The 25,693-nt window shown below is 65.3% G+C and carries 19 protein-coding genes and 3 pseudogenes; 7 read left to right on the top strand and 15 right to left on the bottom strand.

The annotated features are described in order from the left end of the window. Positions 1–40 precede the first annotated feature (40 nt). The gene (pcaF, locus tag E4K65_RS16310) at positions 41–1,249 is read right to left on the bottom strand and encodes a 3-oxoadipyl-CoA thiolase (RefSeq protein WP_135175051.1); all 1,209 of its coding nucleotides are present in this window, start codon (positions 1,247–1,249) and stop codon (positions 41–43) included. A 312-nt stretch (positions 1,250–1,561) separates the two neighbouring features. On the opposite strand from pcaF, the gene mutS reads away from it, so the two are divergent. Further along, positions 1,562–4,300, top strand: coding sequence for a DNA mismatch repair protein MutS (mutS, locus tag E4K65_RS16315; protein ID WP_135175052.1), 2,739 nt, complete (start codon positions 1,562–1,564; stop codon positions 4,298–4,300). Positions 4,301–4,450: 150 nt separating this feature from the next. On the opposite strand, the gene E4K65_RS16320 is transcribed toward mutS, so the two are convergent. Next, entirely contained in the window at positions 4,451–6,127 is a 1,677-nt protein-coding gene (locus tag E4K65_RS16320; protein WP_135175053.1) for a methyl-accepting chemotaxis protein, read from the bottom strand. A gap of 340 nt (positions 6,128–6,467) precedes the next feature. Next, positions 6,468–6,692, bottom strand: a pseudogene (locus E4K65_RS16325) (hypothetical protein); the annotation flags it as partial. On the opposite strand from E4K65_RS16325, the pseudogene E4K65_RS16330 reads away from it, so the two are divergent. Together E4K65_RS16330 and E4K65_RS50220 are read left to right on the top strand one after the other, a co-directional pair. Next, positions 6,693–7,021 (top strand): annotated as a pseudogene (locus E4K65_RS16330) (MutS-related protein); the annotation flags it as partial. Between the two features lie 16 nt (positions 7,022–7,037). Then, a pseudogene (locus E4K65_RS50220) lies at positions 7,038–7,130 on the top strand (hypothetical protein); the annotation flags it as partial. Positions 7,131–7,174: 44 nt separating this feature from the next. Here E4K65_RS50220 and E4K65_RS16335 read toward each other — a convergent pair. From E4K65_RS16335 to E4K65_RS16360, 6 genes are all read right to left on the bottom strand, one after another. Continuing rightward, the gene (locus tag E4K65_RS16335; RefSeq protein ID WP_135175054.1) at positions 7,175–7,888 is read right to left on the bottom strand and encodes a hypothetical protein; all 714 of its coding nucleotides are present in this window, start codon (positions 7,886–7,888) and stop codon (positions 7,175–7,177) included. A 122-nt stretch (positions 7,889–8,010) separates the two neighbouring features. Next, positions 8,011–8,808 (bottom strand): hypothetical protein, encoded by a 798-nt coding sequence (locus tag E4K65_RS16340; RefSeq protein WP_135175055.1) that lies wholly within the window; start codon positions 8,806–8,808, stop codon positions 8,011–8,013. Positions 8,809–9,030: 222 nt separating this feature from the next. After that, positions 9,031–9,540: an OsmC family protein gene (locus tag E4K65_RS16345; RefSeq protein ID WP_027542149.1), complete on the bottom strand. Its 510-nt coding sequence runs from the start codon at positions 9,538–9,540 to the stop codon at positions 9,031–9,033. A gap of 55 nt (positions 9,541–9,595) precedes the next feature. Beyond that, positions 9,596–10,381 carry an ABC transporter ATP-binding protein gene (locus E4K65_RS16350; RefSeq protein ID WP_135175056.1) on the bottom strand — a complete coding sequence of 262 codons (786 nt, stop codon included), beginning with the start codon at positions 10,379–10,381 and terminating at the stop codon, positions 9,596–9,598. A gap of 4 nt (positions 10,382–10,385) precedes the next feature. Further along, positions 10,386–11,231 (bottom strand): ABC transporter permease, encoded by an 846-nt coding sequence (locus E4K65_RS16355; protein ID WP_135175057.1) that lies wholly within the window; start codon positions 11,229–11,231, stop codon positions 10,386–10,388. A 232-nt stretch (positions 11,232–11,463) separates the two neighbouring features. After that, positions 11,464–12,435 carry an aliphatic sulfonate ABC transporter substrate-binding protein gene (locus tag E4K65_RS16360; RefSeq protein ID WP_167770862.1) on the bottom strand — a complete coding sequence of 324 codons (972 nt, stop codon included), beginning with the start codon at positions 12,433–12,435 and terminating at the stop codon, positions 11,464–11,466. 188 nt (positions 12,436–12,623) lie between these two features. On the opposite strand from E4K65_RS16360, the gene E4K65_RS16365 reads away from it, so the two are divergent. Next, positions 12,624–15,413 (top strand): [protein-PII] uridylyltransferase, encoded by a 2,790-nt coding sequence (locus tag E4K65_RS16365; protein WP_135175059.1) that lies wholly within the window; start codon positions 12,624–12,626, stop codon positions 15,411–15,413. A 159-nt stretch (positions 15,414–15,572) separates the two neighbouring features. On the opposite strand, the gene E4K65_RS16375 is transcribed toward E4K65_RS16365, so the two are convergent. Next, positions 15,573–16,103 carry a methylated-DNA--[protein]-cysteine S-methyltransferase gene (locus E4K65_RS16375; protein ID WP_135175060.1) on the bottom strand — a complete coding sequence of 177 codons (531 nt, stop codon included), beginning with the start codon at positions 16,101–16,103 and terminating at the stop codon, positions 15,573–15,575. 37 nt (positions 16,104–16,140) lie between these two features. On the opposite strand from E4K65_RS16375, the gene E4K65_RS16380 reads away from it, so the two are divergent. Both E4K65_RS16380 and E4K65_RS16385 read left to right on the top strand, forming a co-directional pair. Beyond that, positions 16,141–16,554 (top strand): DUF1304 domain-containing protein, encoded by a 414-nt coding sequence (locus tag E4K65_RS16380; protein WP_167770863.1) that lies wholly within the window; start codon positions 16,141–16,143, stop codon positions 16,552–16,554. Positions 16,555–16,715: 161 nt separating this feature from the next. Then, a complete protein-coding gene (locus E4K65_RS16385) occupies positions 16,716–17,942 on the top strand; it encodes an ABC transporter substrate-binding protein (protein ID WP_027542142.1) in 1,227 nt (408 codons plus the stop codon). A 171-nt stretch (positions 17,943–18,113) separates the two neighbouring features. Here E4K65_RS16385 and E4K65_RS16390 read toward each other — a convergent pair whose 3' ends face one another. After that, positions 18,114–18,539, bottom strand: coding sequence for a DUF1330 domain-containing protein (locus tag E4K65_RS16390; protein ID WP_135175061.1), 426 nt, complete (start codon positions 18,537–18,539; stop codon positions 18,114–18,116). Positions 18,540–18,719: 180 nt separating this feature from the next. Here E4K65_RS16390 and E4K65_RS16395 point away from each other — a divergent pair, with 180 nt between their 5' ends. Next, positions 18,720–20,933, top strand: coding sequence for a transglycosylase domain-containing protein (locus E4K65_RS16395; protein ID WP_135175062.1), 2,214 nt, complete (start codon positions 18,720–18,722; stop codon positions 20,931–20,933). Between the two features lie 326 nt (positions 20,934–21,259). Here E4K65_RS16395 and E4K65_RS16400 read toward each other — a convergent pair whose 3' ends face one another. The 4 genes from E4K65_RS16400 to E4K65_RS16415 form a co-directional block, all read right to left on the bottom strand. Further along, positions 21,260–22,099 carry a M48 family metallopeptidase gene (locus tag E4K65_RS16400; RefSeq protein ID WP_135175063.1) on the bottom strand — a complete coding sequence of 280 codons (840 nt, stop codon included), beginning with the start codon at positions 22,097–22,099 and terminating at the stop codon, positions 21,260–21,262. 217 nt (positions 22,100–22,316) lie between these two features. Continuing rightward, the gene (locus tag E4K65_RS16405) at positions 22,317–23,645 is read right to left on the bottom strand and encodes a polyhydroxyalkanoate depolymerase (RefSeq protein ID WP_135175064.1); all 1,329 of its coding nucleotides are present in this window, start codon (positions 23,643–23,645) and stop codon (positions 22,317–22,319) included. Positions 23,646–23,767: 122 nt separating this feature from the next. After that, on the bottom strand, positions 23,768–24,586 hold the full coding sequence (locus E4K65_RS16410; RefSeq protein WP_135175065.1) for an ABC transporter permease: 819 nt from the start codon (positions 24,584–24,586) through the stop codon (positions 23,768–23,770). 217 nt (positions 24,587–24,803) lie between these two features. Then, a complete protein-coding gene (locus E4K65_RS16415; protein ID WP_167770864.1) occupies positions 24,804–25,607 on the bottom strand; it encodes an ABC transporter ATP-binding protein in 804 nt (267 codons plus the stop codon). Between the last annotated feature and the right edge of the window lie 86 nt (positions 25,608–25,693).

Consider the following 25,693-nt stretch of genomic DNA (forward strand, 5'->3'; position numbering starts at 1 on the left):
AAGCGCACCGCCCCGGGATGACGGTCCACTGCGTGGACGGTCAATTCAGCTTCTCGATCGCAACGGCAACGCCCTGACCGACGCCGACGCACATGGTGGCGAGCGCGAGCTTGCCGCCGCGCTTCTCCATGCCGTGCACGGCGGTGAGCGCCAGGCGCGCGCCGCTCATGCCGAGGGGATGGCCGAGCGCGATGGCGCCGCCATGCGGATTGACGAAATCGGCATCGTCGGCAACGCCGAGCTGGCGCATGCAAGCGATGCCCTGCGAGGCGAAGGCCTCGTTGAGCTCGATCAGGTCGAAATCGCTGATCTTCTTGCCGAGCCGCTCCATCAGCTTGCGCGTGGCAGGCACCGGACCAATGCCCATGATACGCGGCGGCACGCCGGCCGAGGCGAGGCCGAGGATGCGGGCGCGCGGCGTCAGGCCGTGCTTCTTCACAGCAGCTTCGGACGCCAGGATCATCGCGGCGGCGCCGTCATTGACGCCGGAGGCGTTGCCGGCGGTCACCGTACCGGGATTGCGCACGATCGGCTTCAGCTTGGCAAGGCCTTCCAGCGTGGTCTCGGGACGCGGATGCTCGTCCTTGTCCACCGTGATCGGACCGGCCTTGCCGCCGGGAATGGTGATCGGCGTGATCTCTTCGGCGAAATAGCCGGCTGCGATCGCGGCACCCGCGCGCTGCTGCGAGCGGATCGCGAAGGCGTCCTGGTCGGCGCGCGAGACCTGGAATTCCTCGGCGACGTTCTCGCCGGTCTCGGGCATCGCATCGACGCCGTACTGCGCCTTCAGGAGCGGATTGATGAAGCGCCAGCCGATGGTGGTGTCGAAGATCTCGGCCGAGCGAGAGAAGGCTTCCTGCGCCTTGCCCATCACGAACGGCGCGCGGGTCATGGATTCAACACCGCCGGCAATCGCAAGCTCGATCTCGCCGGAGCGGATGGCGCGGCCGGCCGCACCGACCGCATCGAGGCCGGAGGCGCAGAGCCGGTTCAGGGTCTGGCCGGGAACCGAGTCGGGGAGACCTGCGAGCAGCAGCGCCATGCGCGCGACGTTGCGGTTGTCCTCGCCGGCCTGGTTGGCGCAGCCGAAGAAGACTTCGTCCACCTGCGCCCAATCGAGATGGGGATGCTTGGCCATCAGCGCCTTGATCGGGGCCGCCGCGAGGTCGTCGGCGCGCACCTTGGCGAGTGAGCCGCCGAAACGGCCAATCGGGGTCCGCACGGCATCGCAGATAAAGACGTCACGCATCGTTGTTCTCCCTGAATGCCGCGATCCGGCCCAAATTCTTCAATGTCGGCGGAGTTTTAGGAGGGCGCCCGCGGCAGGTCAATTGACGGTTTCGCGGGTGATGCATGTGAAACCCCAGCCGTCATTCCGGGGCGCCCGCAATCCATAACCACCAATCGGGGTTATGGATTCCGGGCCTGCGCCTGTCGGCGCATCCCGGAATGACGATGAGAATGTGGCGGCTCCTCGCTCCGTGCGGACAACGTGGAAAACCCGCCCTCCCCGGCCAAAGCGATAGGAGCGCGGGGCGAAATTTTGTAGGTTGCGCCGCCCATGACGATGCAACAGCCCATTCCCGCGCCAGACCCTGAACCCACGCCCGCGCCGCAGGCGGACGCCGCCGCGCGGGTCACACCGATGATGGAACAGTATCTGGAGATCAAGGCGGCGCATCAGGGCCTGCTGCTGTTCTACCGGATGGGCGATTTCTACGAGCTGTTCTTCGAGGACGCCGAGATCGCCTCGAAAACGCTCGGCATCGTGCTGACCAAGCGCGGCAAGCACCAGGGCGCTGATATCCCGATGTGCGGCGTTCCGGTCGAACGCTCCGAGGATTATCTGCACCGCCTGATCTCGGCCGGCCACCGGGTCGCAGTCTGCGAGCAGACCGAGGATCCCGCCGCCGCGAAAGCGCGCGGCAACAAGAGCGTGGTGCGCCGCGGCGTGGTGCGGCTGGTGACGCCGGGCACGCTGACCGAGGACACGCTGCTCGATGCGCGCGCCAACAATTACCTGCTGACGATCGCGCGCGCCCGCTCGTCTTCCGGAGGTGATCGCTTCGGGCTTGCCTGGATCGACATCTCGACCGCCGAATTCATGGTGACGGAATGTTCGGGCGGCGAGCTCGCTGCGACGCTGGCGCGGATCAATCCGAACGAGGCGATCGTCACCGACGCGCTCTACAACGACAACGAGCTCGGACAGACCTTGCGCGAACTGCCGGCGGTGACACCGCTGACCCGCGACGTCTTCGACGGCGCCACCGCCGAGAAGCGCCTGTGCGACTATTTTGCGGTCGCGACCATGGATGGGCTCGCACAGCTGACCCGGCTCGAAGCCACAGCTGCGGCCGCCGCCGTCACCTATGTCGACCGCACCCAGGTCGGCAAGCACCCGCCGCTATCGCCGCCCGCGCGCGAGGCTTCAGGCGCGACCATGGCGATCGATCCCGCCACGCGCGCCAATCTCGAGCTGACGCGAACGCTCGCCGGCGAGCGTCGCGGCTCGCTGCTGGATGCGATCGACTGCACCGTGACCTCGGCGGGTTCGCGCCTGCTGGCGCAGCGACTGGCGGCGCCGCTGACGGATGCGCCGGCGATCGCACGGCGGCTCGATGCGGTCGGCGCCTTCGTTGCCGATTCGGCCGCGCGCGAAGACATCCGCAGCATCCTGCGCGGCGCGCCCGACATGTCGCGGGCGCTGGCCCGTCTCTCGGTCGGCCGTGGCGGACCGCGCGATCTCGCCGGCCTGCGCGATGGCATCATCGCCGCCGACCAGGTGCTGGCGCGGCTCGGCGAGCTCGACCAGCCGCCGCAGGAGATCGCGGCGGTGATGGCGGCCTTGAAGCGACCATCGCGCGAGCTCGCGGCCGAGTTTGCGACGGCGCTCGACGAGCAACTGCCGCTGATCAAGCGCGACGGCGGCTTCGTTCGCCAGGGTTACGAGCCTGCCCTCGACGAAGCCCGGAACCTGCGCGACGCCTCGCGCCTGGTGGTGGCCTCGATGCAGGCCCGCTACGCCGACGACACCGGCGTCAAGGGCCTGAAGATCCGCCACAACAACGTGCTCGGCTATTTCGTCGAGGTCACCGCGCAGCACGGCGACAAGCTGATGTCGGCGCCGCTGAACGCCACCTTCATCCATCGCCAGACACTGGCGGGCCAGGTGCGCTTCACGACGTCGGAGCTCGGGGAGATCGAGGCCAAGATCGCCAATGCCGGTGACCGCGCGCTCGGGCTCGAGCTCGAGATTTTTGAGCGGCTCTGCGCCAAGGCGCTGGAGATCAGCGACGACCTGCGTGCCGCCGCGCAGGGCTTTGCGCTGCTCGATGTTGCGACCTCGCTGGCGAAGCTCGCCGTCGACGAGAACTATGTGCGGCCGGAGGTGGATTCGTCGCTCGGCTTCGCGATCGAAGCCGGCCGTCATCCCGTCGTCGAGCAGGCGCTCAAGCGCAACGGCGAGCCGTTCATTGCCAATGCCTGCGACTTGTCGCCGAGCCCTGCGCAAAAGTCCGGCCAGCTCTGGCTGCTCACCGGTCCCAACATGGCCGGTAAATCGACCTTCCTGCGCCAGAATGCGCTGATCGCCCTGCTCGCGCAGATAGGCAGCTTCGTGCCGGCCACGCGCGCCCGCATCGGCATCATCGACCGCCTGTTCTCGCGCGTCGGCGCCGCCGACGATCTCGCCCGGGGCCGCTCCACCTTCATGGTCGAGATGGTCGAGACCGCGGCGATCCTCAACCAGGCCGGCGAGCGCGCGCTCGTGATCCTCGACGAGATCGGCCGCGGCACCGCCACCTTCGACGGTCTCTCGATCGCCTGGGCCGCGATCGAGCATCTGCACGAGAGCAACCGCTGCCGCACGCTGTTCGCAACGCATTATCACGAACTGACCGCGCTCTCGGCAAAACTGCCGCGGATGTTCAACGCCACCGTGCGGGTGAAGGAATGGCAGGGCAACGTCGTGTTCCTGCACGAGGTGCTGCCGGGCTCGGCCGACCGCTCCTACGGCATCCAGGTGGCGAAGCTCGCGGGACTGCCACCGGCCGTGATCACGCGCGCCAAATCCGTGCTGGCGAAACTCGAGGCGCAGGACCGCGGCCAGACCGCCCGCGCCCTCGCCGATGATCTGCCGCTGTTCGCCGTGCCCTCACGCGCCGCCGCGGAAGCCGCGCCGCCGAGCGAGGCGGAGCTGCTGATCGACGCGGTGAAGGCGTTGCACCCCGACGAGATGTCGCCACGCGAGGCGCTGGATGCGCTGTATGCGTTGAAGGCCAAGCTGCCGAAGCAATGACGGTGCCGTAGCCCGGATGAGCGAAGCGACATCCGGGACACGTGATCCCGCATGTCGCTGCGCTCATGCGGGCTACGATACTTTTGCCGCAGCGGGAAAGGCTGGTGGGTTACGCTGCGCTAACCCACTCTACGCATCCGAACGTTTGGCCTACGCCCGCGCCGCGATCGCCGCCGCTTCCGCAGCGGCGCGCTGCATGCTGGTCGACATCTCGTTCGTGACCGTGCTCTGCTCCTCGACGGCCGCGGCGGTCGATGTCACGTATTCGCTGACATTGTTGATCGCCTGCTTGATCGAGCCGAGTGCGCTGACGACGTCGCCGGAGATGCCGTTGAGACTGCCGATCTCCTGGCCGATCTTGTCGGTCGCCTGCTTGGCCTGGTTGGCGAGGCTCTTCACCTCGGAGGCGACCACGGCAAAGCCGCGGCCGGCTTCGCCGGCGCGGGCGGATTCGATCGTTGCGTTGAGCGCGAGCAGGTTGATCTGCCCGGTGATGCTGTTGATCATCTCGACGATGCCACTCATCGCCTGCGCGGCCTCGGTGAGGCGCTGAGCCTGGGCGTCGGCGGCCGCGACCTGATCAACCGCGCTCAACGCGGTTTCGCGCGACTTGGTCATCGCCTCGGAAATTTCCCGCACCGAGGCGTTGAGCTCCTCGGAACCGGCGGCGACCGACTCCATCATGCCGCGAACGCGCTCGTTGCCCATGCGGACGAGCACCTGCCGCGTGGTGTCGGTGGCATATTTCACGACCTTGAACGGCTTGCCGTTGAGATCGAGGATCGGGTTGTAGGACGCCTGGATATAGACCTCCTTGCCACCCTTGCCGATGCGCTTGTACTCCGCCGCCTGGTACTGGCCGCGGTTGAGCGCGGCCCAGAACTCGCGATAGGCCGCGCCGTCGCGCTCCGACGGGTCGACGAACATGCTGTGATGCTTGCCATTGATCTCGGCGAGCGAATAGCCGAGCGCGCCGAGGAAGTTGGCGTTGGCGGTGATGATGGTGCCGTCCATGTTGAACTCGATCACCGCCTGCGCCTTGTCGATCGCCGCGATCTGACCGGCGAGATCGGCGTTCTTCAGCTTCTCCGCGGTGACGTCGGTTGCGAACTTGACGACGCCGAACGGCTTGCCGTTCTCGTCGAGCAGGGGATTGTAGGAGGCGAGGATCCAGACCTCGCGGCCGCCCTTGCCGATGCGCTTGAACTCGCCGGCCTGGTATTCGCCGCGGTTGAGCTTGGCCCAGAATTCGCGATAGGCGCCGCCGTCACGCTCGGACTGAGCCACGAACAGGCTGTGGTGCTTGCCCTCGATCTCGGCCAGCGAATAGCCGAGCGCCTCGCAGAAATTCTCGTTGGCCGTGACGATGGTGCCGTCGAGCTTGAACTCGATCACGGCCTGGGCGCGGCTGATGGCGGACACCTTGGAGGCTTCCGTCATGGCGCGAATCTTCTTGGCGGTGATGTCGGTCGCGATCTTCACCACCTTGACCGGCTTGCCGGCATTGTCGAGCACCGGATTGTAGGACGCCTCGATCCAGACCTCGCGGCCGCCCTTAGCAATTCGCTTGAATTCGGTGGCCTGCGGCTCGCCGCGGTTGAGCTGCGCCCAGAACGCCTTGTAGTCGGCACCGTCGCGCTGATCGGCCGGCACGAACATGGCGTGCTTCTTCCCCTTGATCTCGTCGAGGGAGTAGCCGAGCGCCTTCAGGAAGTTCTGGTTGGCCGTAAGGATCGTACCGTCCATCGCAAATTCGATCACGGCCAGCGAGCGGCCGATGGCGGCGAGCTGTGCGTCTGCATCACTGCGAGAGTTACGTCCAAACATCAAAGAAGCTCCATCTCGAATAGCACCGGATGTGACCGCGCGGCAGCGATGCCGTATTCCAATCGGCGGTTCCCGCAGGTCCGATCACTTGAATAGAGATCCGCCAAAATATACGCGGGCGGTGTCGGACGCGGGGTATGCAAGTTGATTCGTACGGGAAAAGCTCGAACAAAGTTCTAATAGAAATGTCGGAAAGCAGCAGCCGGGGGAAAGTCACCGGTGCGCACGGCGCTTGGCGGCAGTCTGGGCACGATTTGAAATGACATTTGTCACTCAACGGCTTGCGGGGCGCCGCGCTGCTTGCTCGAATGAATTCGCGCCAGACAAGTCTTTCGCGACGTCACATCGTGTCCGTAGTCTCACGGCGCTTATTGTGCACCTTGTGCATCGCACGCCGGCCGATGCCCCACAGTGTCAGGTTCGAGGTGACACAGGTGCCGAGCGCAAGACTCAAGCCGACGGCCGCGCCGAACGGCACCACCGCGACGTGCATGACCGCGATCGCCATGCCGAATCCGAGCAGGCCCCAGGCGGAGTTGGCGAGCACGGCGGCGGTCGGCGGACCGACGCCTCGCGCCTCGTGGTGGCCTCGATGCAGGCGCGCTACGCCGACGACACCGGCGTGAAGGGCCTGAAGATCCGCCACAACAACGTGCTCGGCTATTTCGTCGAGGTGACCGCGCAACACGGCGACAAGCTGATGTCGGCGCCGCTGAATGCCACCGTCATCCATCGCCAGACGCTTGCTCACCGGTCCCAACATGGCCGGCAAGTCGACCTTCCTGCGCCAGAACGCGCTGATCGCCCTGCTCGCGCAGATCGGCAGCTTCGTGCCGGCCACGCGCGCCCATCGGCATCATCGACCGCCTGTTCTCGCGCGTCGGCGCCGCCGAGCGAGGCGGAGCTGCTGATCGACGCCGTGAAGGCGTTGCACCCCGACGAGATGTCGCCGCGCGAGGCGCTGGATGCGCTGTATGCGCTGAAGGCCAAGCTGCCGAAGTAGTGCCAGCGAACCTTCCTTGGCCGTGTTCGCCGGCGTACTGGCCGTCAGCGGCCCGCCCCGGCAAACGGCTCGATCAGCTTCAAGGTGGCGGCGAGGCGGATGCTGCGCTTGCCGGCGAGCGCGGTCGCTTCCATTTCAGCACCCTTGTCATCGCAGTGGCCGGAGAAGCCGATGCCCACCTCGTAGCCACCGAACAAGGGATGCTCGCTCTTCGCCGGCGTGTGTTCCTGATTGACGAATTCGCCTTTCCAGCGACCGTTCGCCGAAGAATAGGCGCCGAGATAATAGAAGAAGGCATCGCCGCCGAGGATGCGGCCGTAGCGCAGCAACATCACGCCGGTATGGCCACCGGCAATTCCATCCAGCATCCGGATGTCGATCGAATAGAGTCCGCTGACGATGCCGCCCTCGCCGACCGCACCGGGCGGGGGAACGTCATCGTCGCCGAGCGGCGTCATCACGGCGCGAAACACCGCGGCGTCCTCGACCACTTCTCCCTCGAAGCGGCAGATCTTGCCCTGCTGTCGACCGCGAATGCTGATTGTGACGGCGTCGGAACTGACTAGCGACCTGTGCTGCGGCGACCGGCTGTGGCGCTTCGTCCGGAGCCTGGCGACGATTTCGCCGTCCACAATCTCGTAGGTGCCGAAGTGAGCGAAGGCCGTGTTGCCGCCAAGCATTTTCCCGGCATGGGCGTACAGAACGCTGCGGCCGGAGCCGTCGTTGATATCGTATTCGACCTTGTACAATCCCTCCACCGCACGCCCCGATCTTGCTCTGCTGCCAGCTTAGCGGGTCTGCCAGCCCCGGTAACCATCTATCCTGACGCAGGGCTGGGGTCCCAAGCGTAGCATACCTCGCCCCACGAAGCGCGGCGCGGCTAATGCACCGCCCTCTTCCGTCGCCCCATCCACCACAGCGTCAGGTTCCAGCCGATGCAGGTGGCAAGTGCGCAACTCAAGCCGATCGCCGAGCCGAACTGCGTGACGGCGACGTTCAGCACCGCGACCGCCATGCCGAATCCGAGCAGGCCCCAGGCGGAGTTGGCGAGCACGGCGGCGGTCGGCGGACCGCCGATGCGTGGATGCAGGATCAGCATGATGCTGGAGAACACCACCGGATACAGCGCGATGATACCGCTGATGCGGGGGCCGACCCAGCCCGACGTCGAAACCACGATGGCGACGAGGATCGCGACCAGCGCAGCACGCATGGGGACGTCGTACCAGCGCCGTGTCACCAGCGGCATCTTCGCGTGGCGATAGCCTGCGAGCAGTGGAATGCAGATGCCGAACGCGATCAGATTGGCGGCAAGCCCGGCCGTGAGCGACCAGTCGAACTGGCGGATGATCGTGGCCAGCACGATCCACACCGCGACGGCGCTGCCGCAACTCACCGCGAGATTGTGCCGCTGCGACAGCACGACATAGGTGAGGCACATGAAGATGGTCGCCGCGTTCACCGGCAGGCTCGCCAGCGCCCCCTGCGCGATGAAGCCGGCGTCGTGGTCGATGGCAAGAAAGACGTAGGACGGACCGGCCGAGACCGGCAGGGTCGCGATCAGTGCGCCGATCACGGGACCCGATCGCTCGGTGATGATCGAGGCCGTCACGACGAGCGCCGCCGCGATCGCCATGCGCAGGAGGAGGAAGAGGATGAAGTGGAGGTCGGGGGACATTTTTTCTTCGTCGTCCTGGACAAGCGAACTCCTGGCAAACGCGTTTGTCCAGAGTGAGCGCCGATCCAGGACCCATAGCCACAGGCTTCGCTGTGTTAAACGGTCGTAGTTGCAAGTATCGCGACACAATCAGCATCTGGGCTAATCGCGACGAGCAAGTGCTCGCGCGGGGGTCCCGGCTTTCGCCGGGACGACACCGATTGTTGGGCTGCGGCCCGCGTCTCACATCCGCTGCATCGACACCGACACCTTCGGGCCGTTCTTGATGGTCTGGTAGACCACGCAATAGCGCTCGGTGAGCTTGAGCAGGAGATCGAGCTTGTCCTGCGGCGCCGGCGTGTCGACCTCGAAGCGGAGACGGATCTCGGCGAAGCCGACCGGCGTCTCCTTGTCGACGCCGAGCGTGCCGCGGAAATCGAGATCGCCCTCGGCATAGACGTTGCCGGTCTTGAGCGGCACCTCGATCGCGGTCGCGACCGATTTCAGCGTGACGCCGGCGCAGGCGACCAGTGCCTCGAGCAGCATGTCGCCGGAGCAGAGTTCGAGGCCGGAGCCGCCGGTGGCCGGATGCAGGCCGGCAAGCGCGATGGCGCGGCCGGTCTCGACCTTGCAGGCGATGCCGTCGCTGTCGGTCGAGCCCTTGGCCTTCAACGTGATCAGCGCGGTCTTGGGATCGGTCTTGTAGCGTTCCTTGATCGGGGCCTGCATCTGGCGCAGTTGGGCAGCGTCCATCTTCGTTCTCTCCCGGAAAAATCGCCTCTCGATGTACCGGCTTGGGGAGAGATTGTCACCACCACATGGCCTGACCGGGACCCAGGGTTGCGTCACGGTCGGGCACGCTGCGGTCGAGCGAACGGTCGAGTGACGTCAGCACACTTCGCTTGAAGTTCTCGAACAGCGGCGAATTGCGGTCGCGCGGCCGCCCGAGGTTGATCTCGATCTGGTCGAACAGGCGCCCCGGCCGCGGCCGCATCACCAGCACGCGGTCGGCCAGCACCACGGCCTCGTCGACGTCATGTGTGACGAGGATCAAGGTCGGGCGCGTATCGGCCCAGAGGTCGAGCAGATGATCCTGGAGATCCCTGCGGGTGAAAGCGTCGAGCGCGGAGAACGGCTCGTCGAGCAGCAGCACCTCGGGCTGCGGCACCAGCGCCCGCGCGATCGCGACGCGCTGCGCCTGCCCGCCGGAGAGCTCGCGCGGCCAGGCCTGCGCCTTGTCGGCGAGCCCGACGCGCGCGAGCGCGCGCGCCACCTTCGCGCGCCGCTCAGCCGCGGGCAGATCGGCAAGGCCAAAACCGATATTGTCGGCGACGCTGAGCCAGGGCAAAAGCCGCGGCTCCTGGAAGATGATGCCGATCTTGGCGTGCGGCGAGGCGATCGCCTCGTCGTCGAGCGTTACCGTGCCTGAGGAGGCGCGGTCGAGGCCGGCGATGGCGCGCAGCAGCGTGGACTTGCCACAGCCGGAGCCGCCAATGATGGCGACGATCTCGCCCTGCCTGATCTCGGCTGAGAAGCGCGCCAGCGCCTCGACGCCGTTGGGATAGGTCTTGCCGACCCGGTCGAGCGCCAGCATCGCGTTACGCTCCCCCGGCGCGCCCGAAGGCGTCCTGCCAGCGCAGGAAGGGCGCGGATCCGACCTCGATCAGCCAGTCCGTGAGCTTGCCAAGCATGGCGAAGATCACGATGGCGGCGAGGATCTGCGCGGGCTTGCCGAGCTGCTGACCGTCGAGCAGGAGATAGCCGAGGCCTTCGGAGGCGCCGATCAATTCGGCCGCCACCACGAACATCCAGCCGAGACCGAGGCCGACGCGCAAGGAGACGACATAGGCCGGCAGCACCGCGGGCAGCAGGATGCGGCGGATCATCGCCGGTCCGGACAGGCGGAAGGTGCGGCCGACCTCGACGATCTTGCGATCGACCGAGAGGATCGCGCCCATGACGCCGAGATAGACCGGGAAGAACACGCCGACCGCGATCAGCGCGATCTTCGAGGTCTCGAAGATGCCGAGCCAGAGGATGAACAGCGGCACCCAAGCCAGCGAGGGTATCGCGCGAAGCGCCTGCACGGTCGGATCGAGCAGCCGGCGCGCCAGCGACCAATAGCCTGAGATCGCCCCGAGCAGCGTGCCGGCGACGACGCCGAACGCGAAGCCGAGGCCGACGCGCCACAGCGTCGCGGCGATGTGACGAACGAGTTCGCCGGAGCGGGCGAGATCAACGATGGTGACAAGGACGCGCGAGGGCGGCGGCACCAGCCGGCCGTTGGACCAGCCAGACCACACCACGAGCTCCCAGCCGAGCGCGAGCGCGAGCGGCAACAGCACACCCAGCACCGGCCGCGCGTAACGCGCGACGCGCGAGGGCGCAGCGGCGCTCTCGGCCGTATCAGAGGATCGTTGCAAGGCAGGCGCGTCGGAGATCATGGCCGGTAGGAAGCGCGTCTGGTCAGGGAATGCAACACTACTATTGCCGCGCTTTCTTGCGTCGTCCCCGCGAAGGCGGGGACCCATAACCACAGGGAGACGTGGTTACGGGGAGTCGGAGTTACCGCCTTCGTACCACAACCGCTCCCTGGGGGTATGGGTCCCGGGCTCGCTTCGCGCCCCGGGACGACGACGGTGTTTGCTGCGGCAGCTACGCTCTTCCCAACCGCCCTCAATTCGTCGGCAGCGGGACCTGGTCGTCGATCAGCGCGTCCAACGTCGCCTTCACGTCGACCTTGGCGTCGACGACTCCCGCCTGCTGCAACGCCAGGCCCGCGGCGAGGATCGACTCGCGCTGGGGCGCGCCGATGTGACTATGCGTCAGCTCGGTGCGTTCCTTGAGCTGCTTGTCGACGACGGCCTCGGGAAGCTTGGTCACGGCGATGAAGGTCTTCTTGAGATCGTCGTAGTTCGCCAACGAATATTTGCGCGCCTCTTCGTAAGTTGCGAGCACGCGGCGGGCGATGTCCGGATAGTCCTTCAGGAACTGCTCGCGCACATTGAGGATGCCCCAGGTGTTGGCGTCGGCCTTGCGATAGAACAGCCTGGCGCCTTCCTCCACCTCGGCCTGCGCCATCATCGGATCGAGCCCGGCCCAGGCATCGACATCGCCGCGGATCAGCGCGGTCTTGCCGTCGGCGTGCTGGAGCAGCACCGGCGTGATGTCCTTTTCGGTGAGGCCGGCACCAAGCAGCGCGCGCACTAGGAAGATGTGCGGATCGGTGCCGCGCGTCACCGCGACGCGCTTGCCCTTGAGATCCGCAACGCTCGCGATCTTGGACTCCTTGCCCGTCACCAGCGCGGTCCATTCGGGACGCGAATAGACGTAGATCGACTTGATCGGGTTGCCGTTGATCTTCGCCACCAGCGCCGCCGAGCCCGCGGTCGAGCCGAAATCGATCGAGCCGGCATTGAGGAATTCGAGCGCCTTGTTGGAGCCGGCCGACTGCACCCAGGTGATGGTGATGCCGTCCTTGGCGAACTCCTTCTCCAGGAGCCCCTTCTGCTTCAGGACCAGCGACACCGGGTTGTAGGTCGCCCAGTCGATGCGGATTTCCTTGAGCGGATCGGCCGCCCGCGCGGCGGGGGTCATGGCGAGCGCCATTGCTCCCGCCAACAGAATGCGTCGTGTCACCTTGGTCATGCCCGGCCTCCTCAAAAACTTCATTGTTTTTCAATGAGTTATATCTAGAGGTCAACGAGAAAATCCCACCCTTGAAGGCGGGTCGCCCGAGAACAACTTTGCCCGATGCCGGGCTTTTCAAGCATGGAACGACTATTGCCAGCGAATGGCGGGTGACAGCGCCTGTCACCTCTTATATCCGATGAGGCATGGACAGCGTCGCGACACAGCACAAGCAAGAGGTGGACGATCGCTTCGACACCGCGCGGATCACCGCCGCGGTCGATGCGCTTGCCGAAAAGCACAACGGACGCGAGGACGCGTTCCGCACCGCCATGGCGCAACTGCTCAAGGCCGAGCTGATCGCGTCGCGCGCCGCCGCACAGGCGATCCTGCTGAAGGACCGCCATGGCCGTCGCTGCGCCGAGCGGCTGTGCCATGTGCAGGACGAGATCATCCGCATCCTCTATTCGGCGGCGACCCGCCATCTCTACCGCTCGCCGATCCCGAGCGGCGCCGAGCGCATGGCGGTGGTGGCGACCGGCGGCTATGGCCGCGGCCTGATGGCGCCGGAATCGGACATCGATCTGCTCTTCATCCTGCCCTACAAGCAGACGGCCTGGGGCGAGCAGGTCGCCGAGGCGATCCTCTATTGCCTCTGGGACATGGGGCTGAAGGTCGGACACGCCACGCGCTCGGTCGACGAATCGATCCGGCAGGCGCGCGGCGACATGACGATCCGCACCGCGATCCTGGAGACGCGCTTCCTGACCGGCGACCAGCCGCTCTATGACGAGCTGGTCGAACGCTTCGACAAGGAAGTGGTGCAGGGCACGGCGTCCGAATTCGTCACCGCAAAGCTCGCCGAGCGCGAGGAGCGGCACCGCCGCGGCGGCCAGTCGCGCTACCTGGTCGAACCCAACGTCAAGGACGGCAAGGGCGCCTTGCGCGACCTGCACACGCTGTTCTGGATCGCCAAGTACGTCTATCGCGTCCGCGACACCGACGAATTGGTCGAGCGCGGCGTGTTCGACGCGCAGGAATATCGCAGCTTCCGCCGCTGCGCCGATTTCCTCTGGTCGGTGCGCTGCAATCTGCATTTCTACTGCGGCCGTGCCGAGGAGCGCCTCTCCTTCGACCTCCAGCGCGAGATCGCGATCCGGCTCGGCTACACCTCGCATCCCGGCATGCAGGACGTCGAGCGGTTCATGAAGCACTACTTCCTGGTCGCCAAGGAAGTCGGCAACCTCACCGCCATTCTCTGCGCCAAGCTCGAGGACCAGCAGGCCAAGCCTGCGCCGGTCTTGAGCCGGATGATGGCGCGGCTGCGCCCGACCCCGGTCAAGCGACGCGTCCCCGACAGCGACGACTTCATCGTCGACAACAACCGCATCAACGTCGCCGCGCCCGACGTCTTCAAGCACGATCCGGTCAACCTGATCCGCATCTTCCGCCTGGCGCAGAAGAACAACCTCGCCTTCCATCCCGACGCGATGCGCGACGTGACGCGCTCGCTCGGCCTGATCAACGCCCAGCTTCGCGAGAACCCCGAAGCTAACCGCCTGTTCATGGAGATCTTGACCTCCGACAACGCGGAGATCGTGCTGCGGCGCATGAACGAGACCGGCGTGCTCGGCCATTTCATCCGCGCCTTCGGCAAGATCGTCTCGATGATGCAGTTCAACATGTATCATCACTACACCGTCGACGAGCATTTGATCCGCTGCATCGGCTTCCTCCAGGACATCGAGCGGGGCGGCATCGAGGAGTTCGCGCTGGCGAGCGACCTGATGCGCAAGTCCCGGCCCGAGCACCGCTCCGTGATCTACATCGCCACGCTCTTGCACGACGTCGCCAAGGGCCGGCCGGAGGATCACTCGATCGCCGGCGCCAAGGTGGCGCGGCGGCTGTGCCCGCGGCTCGGCTTCAGCGCGGCCGACACCGAGCTCGTGGCCTGGCTGATCGAGGAGCATCTGACCATGTCCACGGTCGCGCAGTCGCGTGACCTGTCGGACCGCAAGACCATCGAGAATTTCGCGGCCGTGGTGCAGTCGGTCGAGCAGATGAAGCTGCTGACGATCCTCACCACCGCCGACATCCGCGGCGTCGGCCCGGGCGTATGGAACGGCTGGAAGGCGCAGCTGTTGCGCTCGCTTTATTACGAAACCGAGCCGGTGCTGACCGGCGGCTTCTCGGAGGTCGATCGGGGCAAACGCCTCGTGGCCGCACATGCCGAATTCCGCATGGCCTTCGCCGAATGGCCGGCGGACGAGCTCGATGCCTATATCGCCCGGCACTATCCGGCCTATTGGCTCAAGGTCGAGCTGCCGCGCAAGATCCGCCACGCCCGCTTCGTCCGCTCCAGCGAGCAGGCCGGCCACAAGCTCGCGATCAATGTCGGCTTCGACGAGGTGCGCGGCGTCACCGAGCTGACCATCTTCGCCGCCGACCATCCCTGGCTGCTGTCGATCATCGCGGGCGCCTGCGCCTCCGCCGGCGCCAACATCGTCGACGCCCAGATCTACACCACGACCGACGGCCGCGCGCTCGACACGATCTCGATCTCCCGGGAATACGACCGCGACGAGGACGAGGGACGGCGCGCCACCCGGATCGGCGAGATGATCGAGGACGTGCTCGAAGGCAAGCTGCGCCTGCCCGAGGTGGTGGCGCGGCGCACCGTGCGCAGCAAGGCGCGGCCCTTCGTGATCGAGCCGGAAGTGACCATCAACAACCAGTGGTCCGACCGCTACACCGTGATCGAGGTGTCCGGTCTCGACCGGCCCGGCCTGCTCTACGAGCTGACCACCGCGATCTCGAAGCTCAACCTCAACATCGCCTCCGCCCACGTCGCGACCTTCGGCGAGCGCGCGCGCGACGTATTCTACGTCACCGACCTGCTCGGCGCGCAGATCAACGCGCCGACCCGCCAGTCCGCGATCAAGAGCGCGCTGACCCATGTGATGGCCGGCGACAAGGCGGTTCAGCCGGCGGCGTGACGGCGGTCGCGCGCCCCTCTCTCCCCTCGTCATTCCGGGGCGCGCGTAGCGCGAACCCGGAATCCATTCATCCGCGAAGTTGGTGGCGCGATGGATTCCGGGCTCGCCGCTGCGCGGCGCCCCGGAATGACGAGGAGAGAGGTTGCGCGCGCTACGCCTTCAAACCTCCACCCCCTCATGCCGCAGCAGCCAGCGCTTGCGCTCCAGACCGCCGCCATACTTCACCAGCGAGCCGTTGGCGCCGATCAGGCGATGACAGGGCAGCACCACGCTGATCGGGTTGGAGCCGTTGGCATGGCCGACGGCGCGAATGGCCTTGGGCGTGTCGATCTTCGCGGCGAGCGTGCCGTAACTCATCGTGGTGCCGGCGGGGATCTTGGCAAGCGCGGTCCAGACCTTTTGCTGGAACGGTGTGCCGGCGATGCGCCATGCGATGGCCGAAAGCCTTCCGAGATCGCCGGCGAAGTAATCCGACAGCGCGGCCTTCATCGCTGCCGGCGCGGAGCGCTCGCTCAGATCCACCGCGCCGTAATGCAGGCGCAGCAGCTCGCGCATGCGGTGCTCGTAGTCGTCCCAGTCGAGCGCGCGCAGGGCGCCCTCGTCGTCGGTGACGAGCAGAGCGGTTCCGATCGGCGTCGCCAGACGATCGAGGCCGAAACTCTCGGGCGGAGATGCTGATCGACCGGCCATTGCACACCATCAATTCGGAACAGGCATCGCAATTGCCATGCCGGACGTGCTACCGTCCACCCGAAAGCTGACGCTGGGGGAGCTCAACTTGAATCTGATCGCCAATATCCTGGTGGCGCTGGTTGCCGCGCTGCACGCCTACTTCCTGATCCTGGAGATGTTCCTCTGGGACAAGCCGCAGGGCTTGAAGGTCTTTCGCAATACGCCGGAGAAGGCCGCGATCACGAAGGTGATGGCTGCCAATCAGGGCCTCTATAACGGCTTCCTCGCCGCCGGCCTGATCTGGGGCTTGCTTCACGGCAACCCGGCCTTCGCATTCCAGATCAAGGCATTCTTCCTGCTCTGCGTGATCGTGGCCGGCGCCTATGGCGCGGCAACCGTCAGCACGCGCATCCTGATCGTGCAGGCGCTGCCGGCGGCCATCGCGCTGGTGGCATTGTTCCTGGCCTGAGACTGCTGGTTAATTTCCTTGCCCTGAGACGCTACGGCGCAGCGCCGCGATCCTTGCGCGACGGCGAACGTTCCTCCACACTCTTCGGCAGCGATGGCGACCGTTGCAATCAACGGAAAAAGACCGTCGGCCGGAAATTCCGTCAGGAGGAACAACCCAATATGAGCAATCGCAGAGCCTTCATAACTGCCACGGCGGCGCTCGCCTTCGCGTTCTCCGCCAGCCAAGCCCTCGCCCAGAAGAAATATGACACCGGCGCGAGCGACACCGAGATCAAGATCGGCCAGACCGTGCCGTTCTCCGGCGCCTATTCCGTCTATGCCAATATCGGCAAGACCCAGGCCGCCTACTTCAAGATGATCAACGATCAGGGCGGCATCAACGGCCGCAAGATCAATTTGATCCAGTACGACGATGCCTATTCGCCGCCGAAGACGGTCGAGCAGGTGCGCAAGCTCGTCGAAGGCGACGAAGTGCTGTTCACCTTCCAGATCATCGGCACGGCCGCGAACGCCGCCGTGCAAAAATATCTCAACAGCAAGAAGATCCCGCAGCTGCTGGCCTCGACCGGCGCCGCACGCTTCAACGATCCGCAGAACTATCCCTGGACCATCGCCTACAATCCCAACTACGTGTCCGAGGGACGCATCTACGCCAAGTACATTCTCGCCAATCACCCCAATGCCAAGATCGGCGTGCTCTACCAGAACGACGACATGGGCCGCGACTATCTCGCCGGCCTCAAGAGCGGCCTCGGCGACAAGGCCGCCGGCATGATTGTCGGCGAAGTGTCCTACGAGGTCACCGACCCGACCGTCGATTCGCAGGTGGTCAAGCTGAAGTCGCTCGGCGCCGATCTCTTCTACGATGCCTCGACGCCGAAGTTCGCGGCGCAGGCCATCAAGAAGGTGGCCGAGCTCGGCTGGACGCCGGTGCACATCCTCGACATCAATGCGAGTCCGATCTCGGCGACGCTGAAGCCGGCCGGCCTCGACATTTCCAAGGGCATCATCTCGACCCAATACGGCAAGGAGCCGAGTGACCCGCAGTGGAAGGACGATCCGGGCGTGAAGGCCTTCTTCGCCTTCATGGACAAGTATTTCCCCGAAGGCGACAAGCTCAACACGGTCAACACCTATGCTTATTCGGTCGCCGAGTTGCTGACGCAGGTGCTGAAACAGTGCGGCGACGACCTGTCGCGTGAGAACGTGATGAAGCAGGTCGCCAACATCAAGGACTTCACCCCGAGCTTCGCGCTGCCCGGCATCAAGATCAACACCGGACCGAACGATTATCGCGTCAACAAGCAGATGCAGATGATGAAGTTCAACGGCGAGCGCTGGGAGCTGTTCGGCCCGATCATCGAGGACAACGGCCCGGCGGGCTAGCGACACAAACGGTTTCGTAGGGTGGGTTAGCCGGGCAGATGCGCGAAGCGAATCTGCTCGGCGCAACCCACCACTGTCTCTATCCGCGGTGACAGGATTGGTGGGTTACGCCTAGCGGACTGCGCTTCGCGTAGCCGCAAGGCTAACCCACCCTACGAACTTGTGCGGCGTCTACTTCGGTATCTCCCCAAAATTCTTCCCCACCGGCAACACCGCGTGCCGGATCAGCCGCGAATCCTCCACGGCGGCCTGACGGTGCTTCACCGCCTCGCGGTAGACGGGATCGCGGATCATCTCGACGAAGGCGGCGACGCTTGGGTATTCGGCGATGAAGCAATGGTCCCAGCGTTCTTCCTGCGGGCCGATCAGCATCAGCTCGAACCTGCCCTGCCAGACGATGCGGCCGCCGAGGCGTTCGAACACCGGGCCGCTCTCGCGGCCATAGGCCGCATAGGCCTCCGCGCCGCTCGCCTTGCGGCCGTCCGGATAGGCAGCGTCCTTGCGCAGGCGCACCAGATTGAGCATGTGGATCGGGCCCGGGCGGTCGTTGTCCCGGAATTGCGCAAAAATCTCCTTGGTCGGATCGATGTGGCCCATAGGTACTCCCTCGCGTGTTCCCTCTCGCTTTGTGGCGGCGATCCTAGCTTCGCCGTCCGATGAGCGGAACTGCGGCGGGCGAATGCCGCACCTCCTAATCGCGCGTTAACGTCTGGGTAACCGGGCCTTAAACAGCGACCGCTAGCGTGCGGCGGGGCGGACTGACCGGGCGTTTTGCTTATGGCGTGGGGAAAGAAAAAGGGTGGGCGGAAGGAGCCGCTGTTCGGCTTGCCCGCGGCGCTCACCGACCTGCGCCTGACCGCGGCCGACCGCGTCCCGGGCGGCGAGGACAAGCCGAAGAAGTCAGCGAAATCATCCGCCAAGAGCAAAGCTGAGGATTCCACCGACGAGCCGCCGCGCGAGCGGAAGGCATCGGCCGGCCGCAGCGGCGCCAAGCGCCGGTCGAAGTCGCGCATCGGCGCCAGCATTGGGCGCCTGGTCTATTGGGGTGCGGTGCTGGGCCTGTGGGGCGCGATCGCCGTGATCGGCGTCGTGGTCTGGGTCGGCGCCCATCTGCCGCCGATCCAGTCGCTGGAGATTCCCAAGCGTCCGCCGACGATCCAGATCGTCGGCATCGACGGCAGCATGCTGGCGCAACGCGGCGAGATGGCCGGCGCCAATGTCGCACTGAAGGATCTGCCGCCATACCTGCCCAAGGCCTTCATCGCCATCGAAGACCGCCGCTTCTATTCGCATTTCGGCATCGATCCCGTCGGCATCCTGCGCGCCCTCGTCACCAACGTGCTCCATCGCGGCGTGTCGCAGGGCGGCTCGACGCTGACGCAGCAGCTCGCGAAGAACCTGTTCCTGACCCAGGAACGCACCATGCAGCGCAAGCTGCAGGAGGCGGAGCTCGCGATCTGGCTGGAGCGCAAGCATTCCAAGAACGATATCCTGGAGCTCTATCTCAACCGCGTCTATTTCGGCTCGGGCGCCTACGGCGTCGAGGCCGCTGCGCAGCGCTATTTCGGCAAGTCGGCGAAGAACGTGACCATCGCAGAAGCCGCGATGCTGGCCGGTCTCGTCAAATCGCCGTCGCGGCTTGCGCCGAACCGCAACCCGGAAGGCGCGGAAGCGCGCGCGCAGATCGTGCTCACGGCGATGGCGGACGCAAAGTTCATCACTGAAGCGCAGGCGCAGGCCTCGATCGGCCATCCCTCCTACAACGTGAAGCCGGTCGGTGCCGGCACGGTCAATTACGTCGCCGACTGGATCGGCGAGGTGCTGGACGATCTCGTCGGCCAGATCGACGAGAGCATCAAGGTCGAGACCACGATCGATCCGAAGCTGCAGGGCGTGGCGGAAGCCGCCATCATCGACGAGCTCGCGGCCAAGAGCGTCAAGTTCAATGTCAGCCAGGGCGCGCTGGTGGCGATGACGCCCGACGGCGCCGTGCGCGCCTTGGTCGGCGGGCGGAACTATTCCGAGAGCCAGTACAACCGCGCGGTCACGGCCAAGCGCCAGCCGGGCTCCTCGTTCAAGCCGTTCGTGTACCTGACCGCGCTCGAGCAGGGCCTGACGCCCGATACCATGCGCCAGGACGCGCCGATCGAGGTCAAGGGCTGGAAGCCTGAGAACTACACCCATGAATATTTCGGCGCGGTGACGCTGACCCAGGCGCTGGCGATGTCGCTCAACACGGTCGCGATCCGCCTCGGCCTTGAGGTCGGGCCGAAGAACGTGGTGCGCACCGCGCACCGGCTCGGCATCTCCTCCAAGCTCGAGCCCAACGCCTCGATCGCGCTCGGCACCTCCGAGGTCTCGGTCGTCGAGCTGGTCGGCGCCTATGCGCCGTTCGCCAATGGCGGCTTCGCGGTGACGCCGCATGTCGTCACGCGGATCAGGACGCTCGGTGGCAAGCTGCTCTACATGCGCCAGGCGGACGAGCGCAACCAGGTGATCGACCCGCGCTATGTCGGCATGATGAACACGATGATGCGGGAGACGCTGATATCAGGCACCGCCAAGAAGGCGGAGATCCCCGGCTGGCCGGCGGCCGGCAAGACCGGCACCAGCCAAGATTACCGCGACGCCTGGTTCATCGGCTACACCGCCAACCTCGTCACCGGCGTCTGGCTCGGCAATGACGACAACTCGCCGACCAAGAAGGCCACCGGCGGCGGCCTGCCGGTGGAAGTCTGGTCGCGCTTCATGCGCACCGCGCACGAGGGCGTGCAGGTGGCAAACCTACCGAGTTCGCCGGGTGGCTGGGGTCTGTCGAACCTCGCGCAGGCGGCATCGCAAGTGTCGCCTCCGACAGCGGCCGCGCCCGGACCCGCGCCGGCGAACAATGGCGGCTATCGCCCGCCGCCCACGCGCGCCAATGCGCGGCCCGAAGCCGCCGCAGGACTCGACGGCTGGCTGATGGACCGGCTGTTTGGCGGGAACCGATAGGTTCGTCGTGAGGTCGCCATGACCTCAAAACAAAAACTGCGAAAACAACCCCATGCACAGTAGCCGGTGATTGCCGGCGCGATGCGCGGTGGATTGGAAGAAGCGCTTGATGCGACGGGGCTAATCAGGCATGCCGCGCAATTGTCGCGACGTGCGGCGAGAATCGAGCGAGACCGGCTGATGCTGCCGCATTCTCAACTGTCATTCCCCGCGAAGGCGGGGAATCCAGTACGCCGCGGCTTCTCGATTCAATCACAACCGCCTCTGGAATACTGGATCGCCCGCTTTCGCGGGCGATGACACCTTCCAAGACCGCCACAACGGCCCTAATCCTCGACCCCGTACCGGTGCAGGTCATTTCCGTACGTGTCGAGCCACTTCTTGGCGCGCTCCATCGAGGGGCAGACCTTGCCGCACACGCGCCAGAACCGCGCCGAGTGGTTCATCTCGACGAGATGGGCGACCTCGTGCGCGGCGAGATAGTCGAGCACGAAGGGCGGCGCGAGGATCAGGCGCCAGGAGAACGACAGCGAGCCCGCCGAGGTGCAGGAGCCCCAGCGGCTGGACTGGTCGCGGATCGACAGGCGCTTGACCCTGACACCGAGCTCGCCGGCATAGGCTTCGGCCGAACGCTGGAGATCGTGGCGCGCCTCGCGCTTGAGGAAGTCATGGACGCGGCGGTCCGCATATTCGACCCCGCCGGCGACGCAGAGAATGCGTTCACCGCTGTCGCGCACTTCCGTCCACACCGTGCCGCGCGCACCGGCGCGATGAACGATGCGATGGGGAACGCCGCGGAGCGGTATCACTGTGCCAGGCTGGAACGGCGCGGCCTTCGGCAAACGCCCGAGACGTGCCGCGATCCAAGCACCGTGACGCTGCGCGAAGTCTTTTGCTTCGGCGAGCGTGCCGCGCGGCGGCATGGTGAGGATGGCTTCGCGATCGCTCGGATGAATTCTGAGCGTGTAACGGCGCGCGCGTCTGTGCCGACGCAGCCGAATCGCAAAAAACTGCGATCCATGGGTGATGACGAGGGTCTTTGGCTCGTGGGGCCGCCGATAAAGGAGTGCGCGAGTGGCCATGTCTGTGAGTCCGGGGAGCAGGAGTTCGCCCGGATTCTGCCATAACCGCCGCCAGGGAAAGCGCTCGGCGCAAAAACAAATCATTTGCCCAATATACAGGGGTCTGGCGTCCGGGAGACCCTACAGACTGGGGTTGGAACCCGCTTTTTTCGCCCCCGCTGGATGCATGCGACACCCCCAAGGGGTGAGGGGGGACTCACTCCTATAAGGCTACCTAAATACCGCGAATCTGGACGGGAACAGGCCCTGCCGGAACCTCCGGCAGCACCCGAATTTCCGACGGGAAAGCCGAAATACGCGATTATTCAGCTGCGAGCGCCTGCAACGAGCTCGGATTCGCTGCGGAGACCATGAAGTCGTGAATCCGCGGCATGATTTCCGACTTGAAACGCGAGCCGTTGAACACGCCGTAATGACCGACGCCCTTCTGGACGTAATGAACGCGGCGATGATCGGGGATCGAGCTGCACAATGTGTGCGTTGCTTCGGTCTGACCGAGACCGGAGATGTCGTCGTTCTCGCCTTCGACCGTCATCAACGCCACACGCTTGACCTTGGAGGGATCGACGCGGGTTCCACGATGGGTCATCTCGCCCTTCGGCAGCGAGTGCTTCACGAACACGGTGTCGACCGTCTGCAGGTAATACTCGGCGGAGAGGTCCATCACCGCGAGATATTCGTCATAGAACTCACGATGCTTGTCGACGAGATCGCCGTCGCCCTTCACCAGATGGGCGAAGAGCTGCTTGTGGGCATCCATGTGCCGGTCGAGATTCATGCTGATGAAGCCGTTGAGCTGCAAGAATCCCGGATAGACGTCGCGCATCATGCCCGGATGCGGGAACGGCACCTTGGTGATGACGTGGTTGCGGAACCAGTCGATGCCGCGCTGCTGGGCGAGGTCGTTCACGCCGGTCGGATTGCGGCGGGTGTCGATCGGGCCGCCCATCAGCGTCATCGAGGTGGGCACGAACGGATCGCGCTGCGCTTCCATGATCGAGACGGCGGCGACGACGGGCACCGAGGGCTGGCACACCGCCATGACATGGGTGTTGCCGCCGAGGACGTGCAGCATCTCGATGACGTAGTCGATGTAGTCGTCGAGATCGAAGCGGCCGTCGCTGAGCGGCACCATGCGGGCATCGGCCCAGTCGGTGATGTAGACCTCATGCGCGGGCAGGAACGCCTCGACCGTGCCGCGCAGCAGCGTCGCATAGTGGCCGGACATCGGGGCTACGATCAGCACGCGCGGCTGCGGGCTGCGCAGCGGACGGGTGAACTTGCGATCGAAATAGAGCAGCCGGCAGAACGGCTTTTCCCAGACCGAACGGATCTCGACGGGGACGCGGATGCCGTTGACCTCGGTGTCGTTGAGGCCCCATTCCGGCTTGCCGTAGCGGCGCGTGGTGCGCTCGAACAATTCGCAGGCCGCGGCGACCGACTTGCCGACTTCGGTGCGCGCCCAGGGATTGAGGGGATTCTGAAACAGGAGCTTGGTCGCGTCGGTGACCGCGCGTGCCGGATTGAGAGAGGCGTGCGCCATCTCGTACATCCAGTACATCGGCGTCGTCAGAACCGGACTGCCTTCTGCAGCCAGGGGCGGTGCGCCGCCAAACTCACCAATAGGCATCGCTATATCCCTCTTCGCATCGCAGCATACTGCCGAATGCGTAATATTGCGTCAATGCATCGTCCCCGTACATCTACGTAGCGAAGACGGTTAAATCAGCCTGAATCCACGGGAAAGTGAAACTATTCGCCGGCGGACAGCAGCGAGCCGTTCTTCCTGGCGCTGCGCAAAAGGGCAAGGAATGCCCCAAAAGATGCAACCAGAAGGCCTGCATTGATGGCCAGCGCCTCCAGCATCAGGTCGGTGCGGAAGGTGTTCTCGATCAAGAGCGCGCGCATCCCCTCGAACACATAGGTCGGCGGCAGCACCCAGGCGACGACTTGCAGCCAGGCCGGCAGCACGCTGACCGGATAGTAGATGCAGGCGAGCGGCATGATCGCGAACATCAGGGTCCAGACGATGCTCTCGGCGCCGAGACCGTTTCGCAGCACGAGCCCCGAGACGAAGATGCCGACCGACCAGCTGGTGAAGATCAGATTGCAGAAGAACGCGATCAGCGGCAGGCCGAGGCTGTAGACGTTGAAATGAAACAGGAACAGCGCGAGCAGCGTCATCGGGATCACACCGATCGCGAGCCGGATCAGGCTCATGATCATCAGCGACAGCAGAAACTCGATCGGCCTCAAGGGGCTCATCATGAGGTTGCCGAGGTTGCGCGCCCACATCTCCTCCAGGAAGGAGATGGAGAAGCCGAGCTGTCCCCGGAACAGGATGTCCCAGAGGATGACGGCGCCGATCAGCGTGCCGCCAGCGCGCGCGAAGAAATTGGCGTTCTGCGCGATGTAGAGCTGGAGGAAGCCCCAGGTGATGACCTGGAGCGCCGGCCAGTAGAGCAGCTCGAGCAGCCGCGGCCAGGACGACATCAAGAGGTACCAATAGCGCAGGATCATCGCGCCGATGCGCTGCATGGAGATGCCGCGGTGAAGGGAGATCTCGCTCATCGGCGCACCACGTAGCTGGGATCAAGCTTCGTCATTCCGGGGCGCGCGGCGCGCGAGCCCGGAATCCATAACCATAGGCGGCGATTGTGGGGCGAGACCGGTAACCCCGAGTCTTCGCCAAATTCAATCCTGTGGTTATGGATTCCGGGCTCGCGACTATGTCGCGCCCCGGGATGACGGGATCCATCCGGGCTAGGACCGAAAAATCGGGACTCCCTCATCGCGCCGCCTCCTTCTCGCCGTTCACCCGGCCGCGGGCGACGTCCAGAAACACCTCCTCCAGCGTGGTGCGGTTGTAGCGGGCCATGATGGCCTCGGGCGTGTCGTCGTCCTCGATGCGGCCGCGCTTCATGATGATGACGCGGTCGCACAGACGCTCGACCTCGAGCATGTTGTGCGAGGCCAGCAGGATGGTGGCGTTGTTCTCCTTGCGATAGCGCTCCAGATGGGCTCGCACCCAATCGGCGGTGTCAGGGTCGAGCGAAGCCGTGGGCTCGTCCAGGAGAAGCAGCTCGGGCTGGTTGATCAGCGCCTTCGCCAGCGCGACGCGGGTCTTCTGGCCGGCGGAGAGCTTGCCGTTGGCGCGGTCGATGAATTCGGTGAGGTCGAGATCGTCGGCGAGCCTGGCGATGCGGCCCGCGAGATTCTTCACCGCATAGAGCTTGCCGAAGATGGTGAGGTTCTGGCGCACCGTGAGCCGCATCGGCATGTCGACATAGGGGCTCTCGAAATTCATCCGGCCCAGCACGGAAGCGCTCTCCTCGGGCATCCTGTGACCGAGCACCTGCACGCGGCCGGAGGTCGGCAGCACCAGCCCCATGATCATCGCGATGGTCGTGGTCTTGCCGGCGCCGTTGCCGCCCAACAGCCCGGTGATGCTGCCGCGCGGCAGCGAAAAGGAGATGTCATCGACGGCGCGGGTCTGCTTGTAGACCTTGACGAGGTGATCGACCGCAATTGCCGCAGAGGAGCTGCGCTCCGCGACAGTCGGCGGACTTGAAGCTTTGTCGTTCCCGGTCATGCTGGGCCGTTCTTCTGCTATTGCAGCTGACAGCGCAAGGCTTGTAATCCGGATGGTTCCACCAGCCGCGCGTTTGTGACCAGAAG

Origin of the sequence: Bradyrhizobium niftali (genome assembly GCF_004571025.1) — a bacterium.
Classification (GTDB): domain Bacteria; phylum Pseudomonadota; class Alphaproteobacteria; order Rhizobiales; family Xanthobacteraceae; genus Bradyrhizobium; species Bradyrhizobium niftali.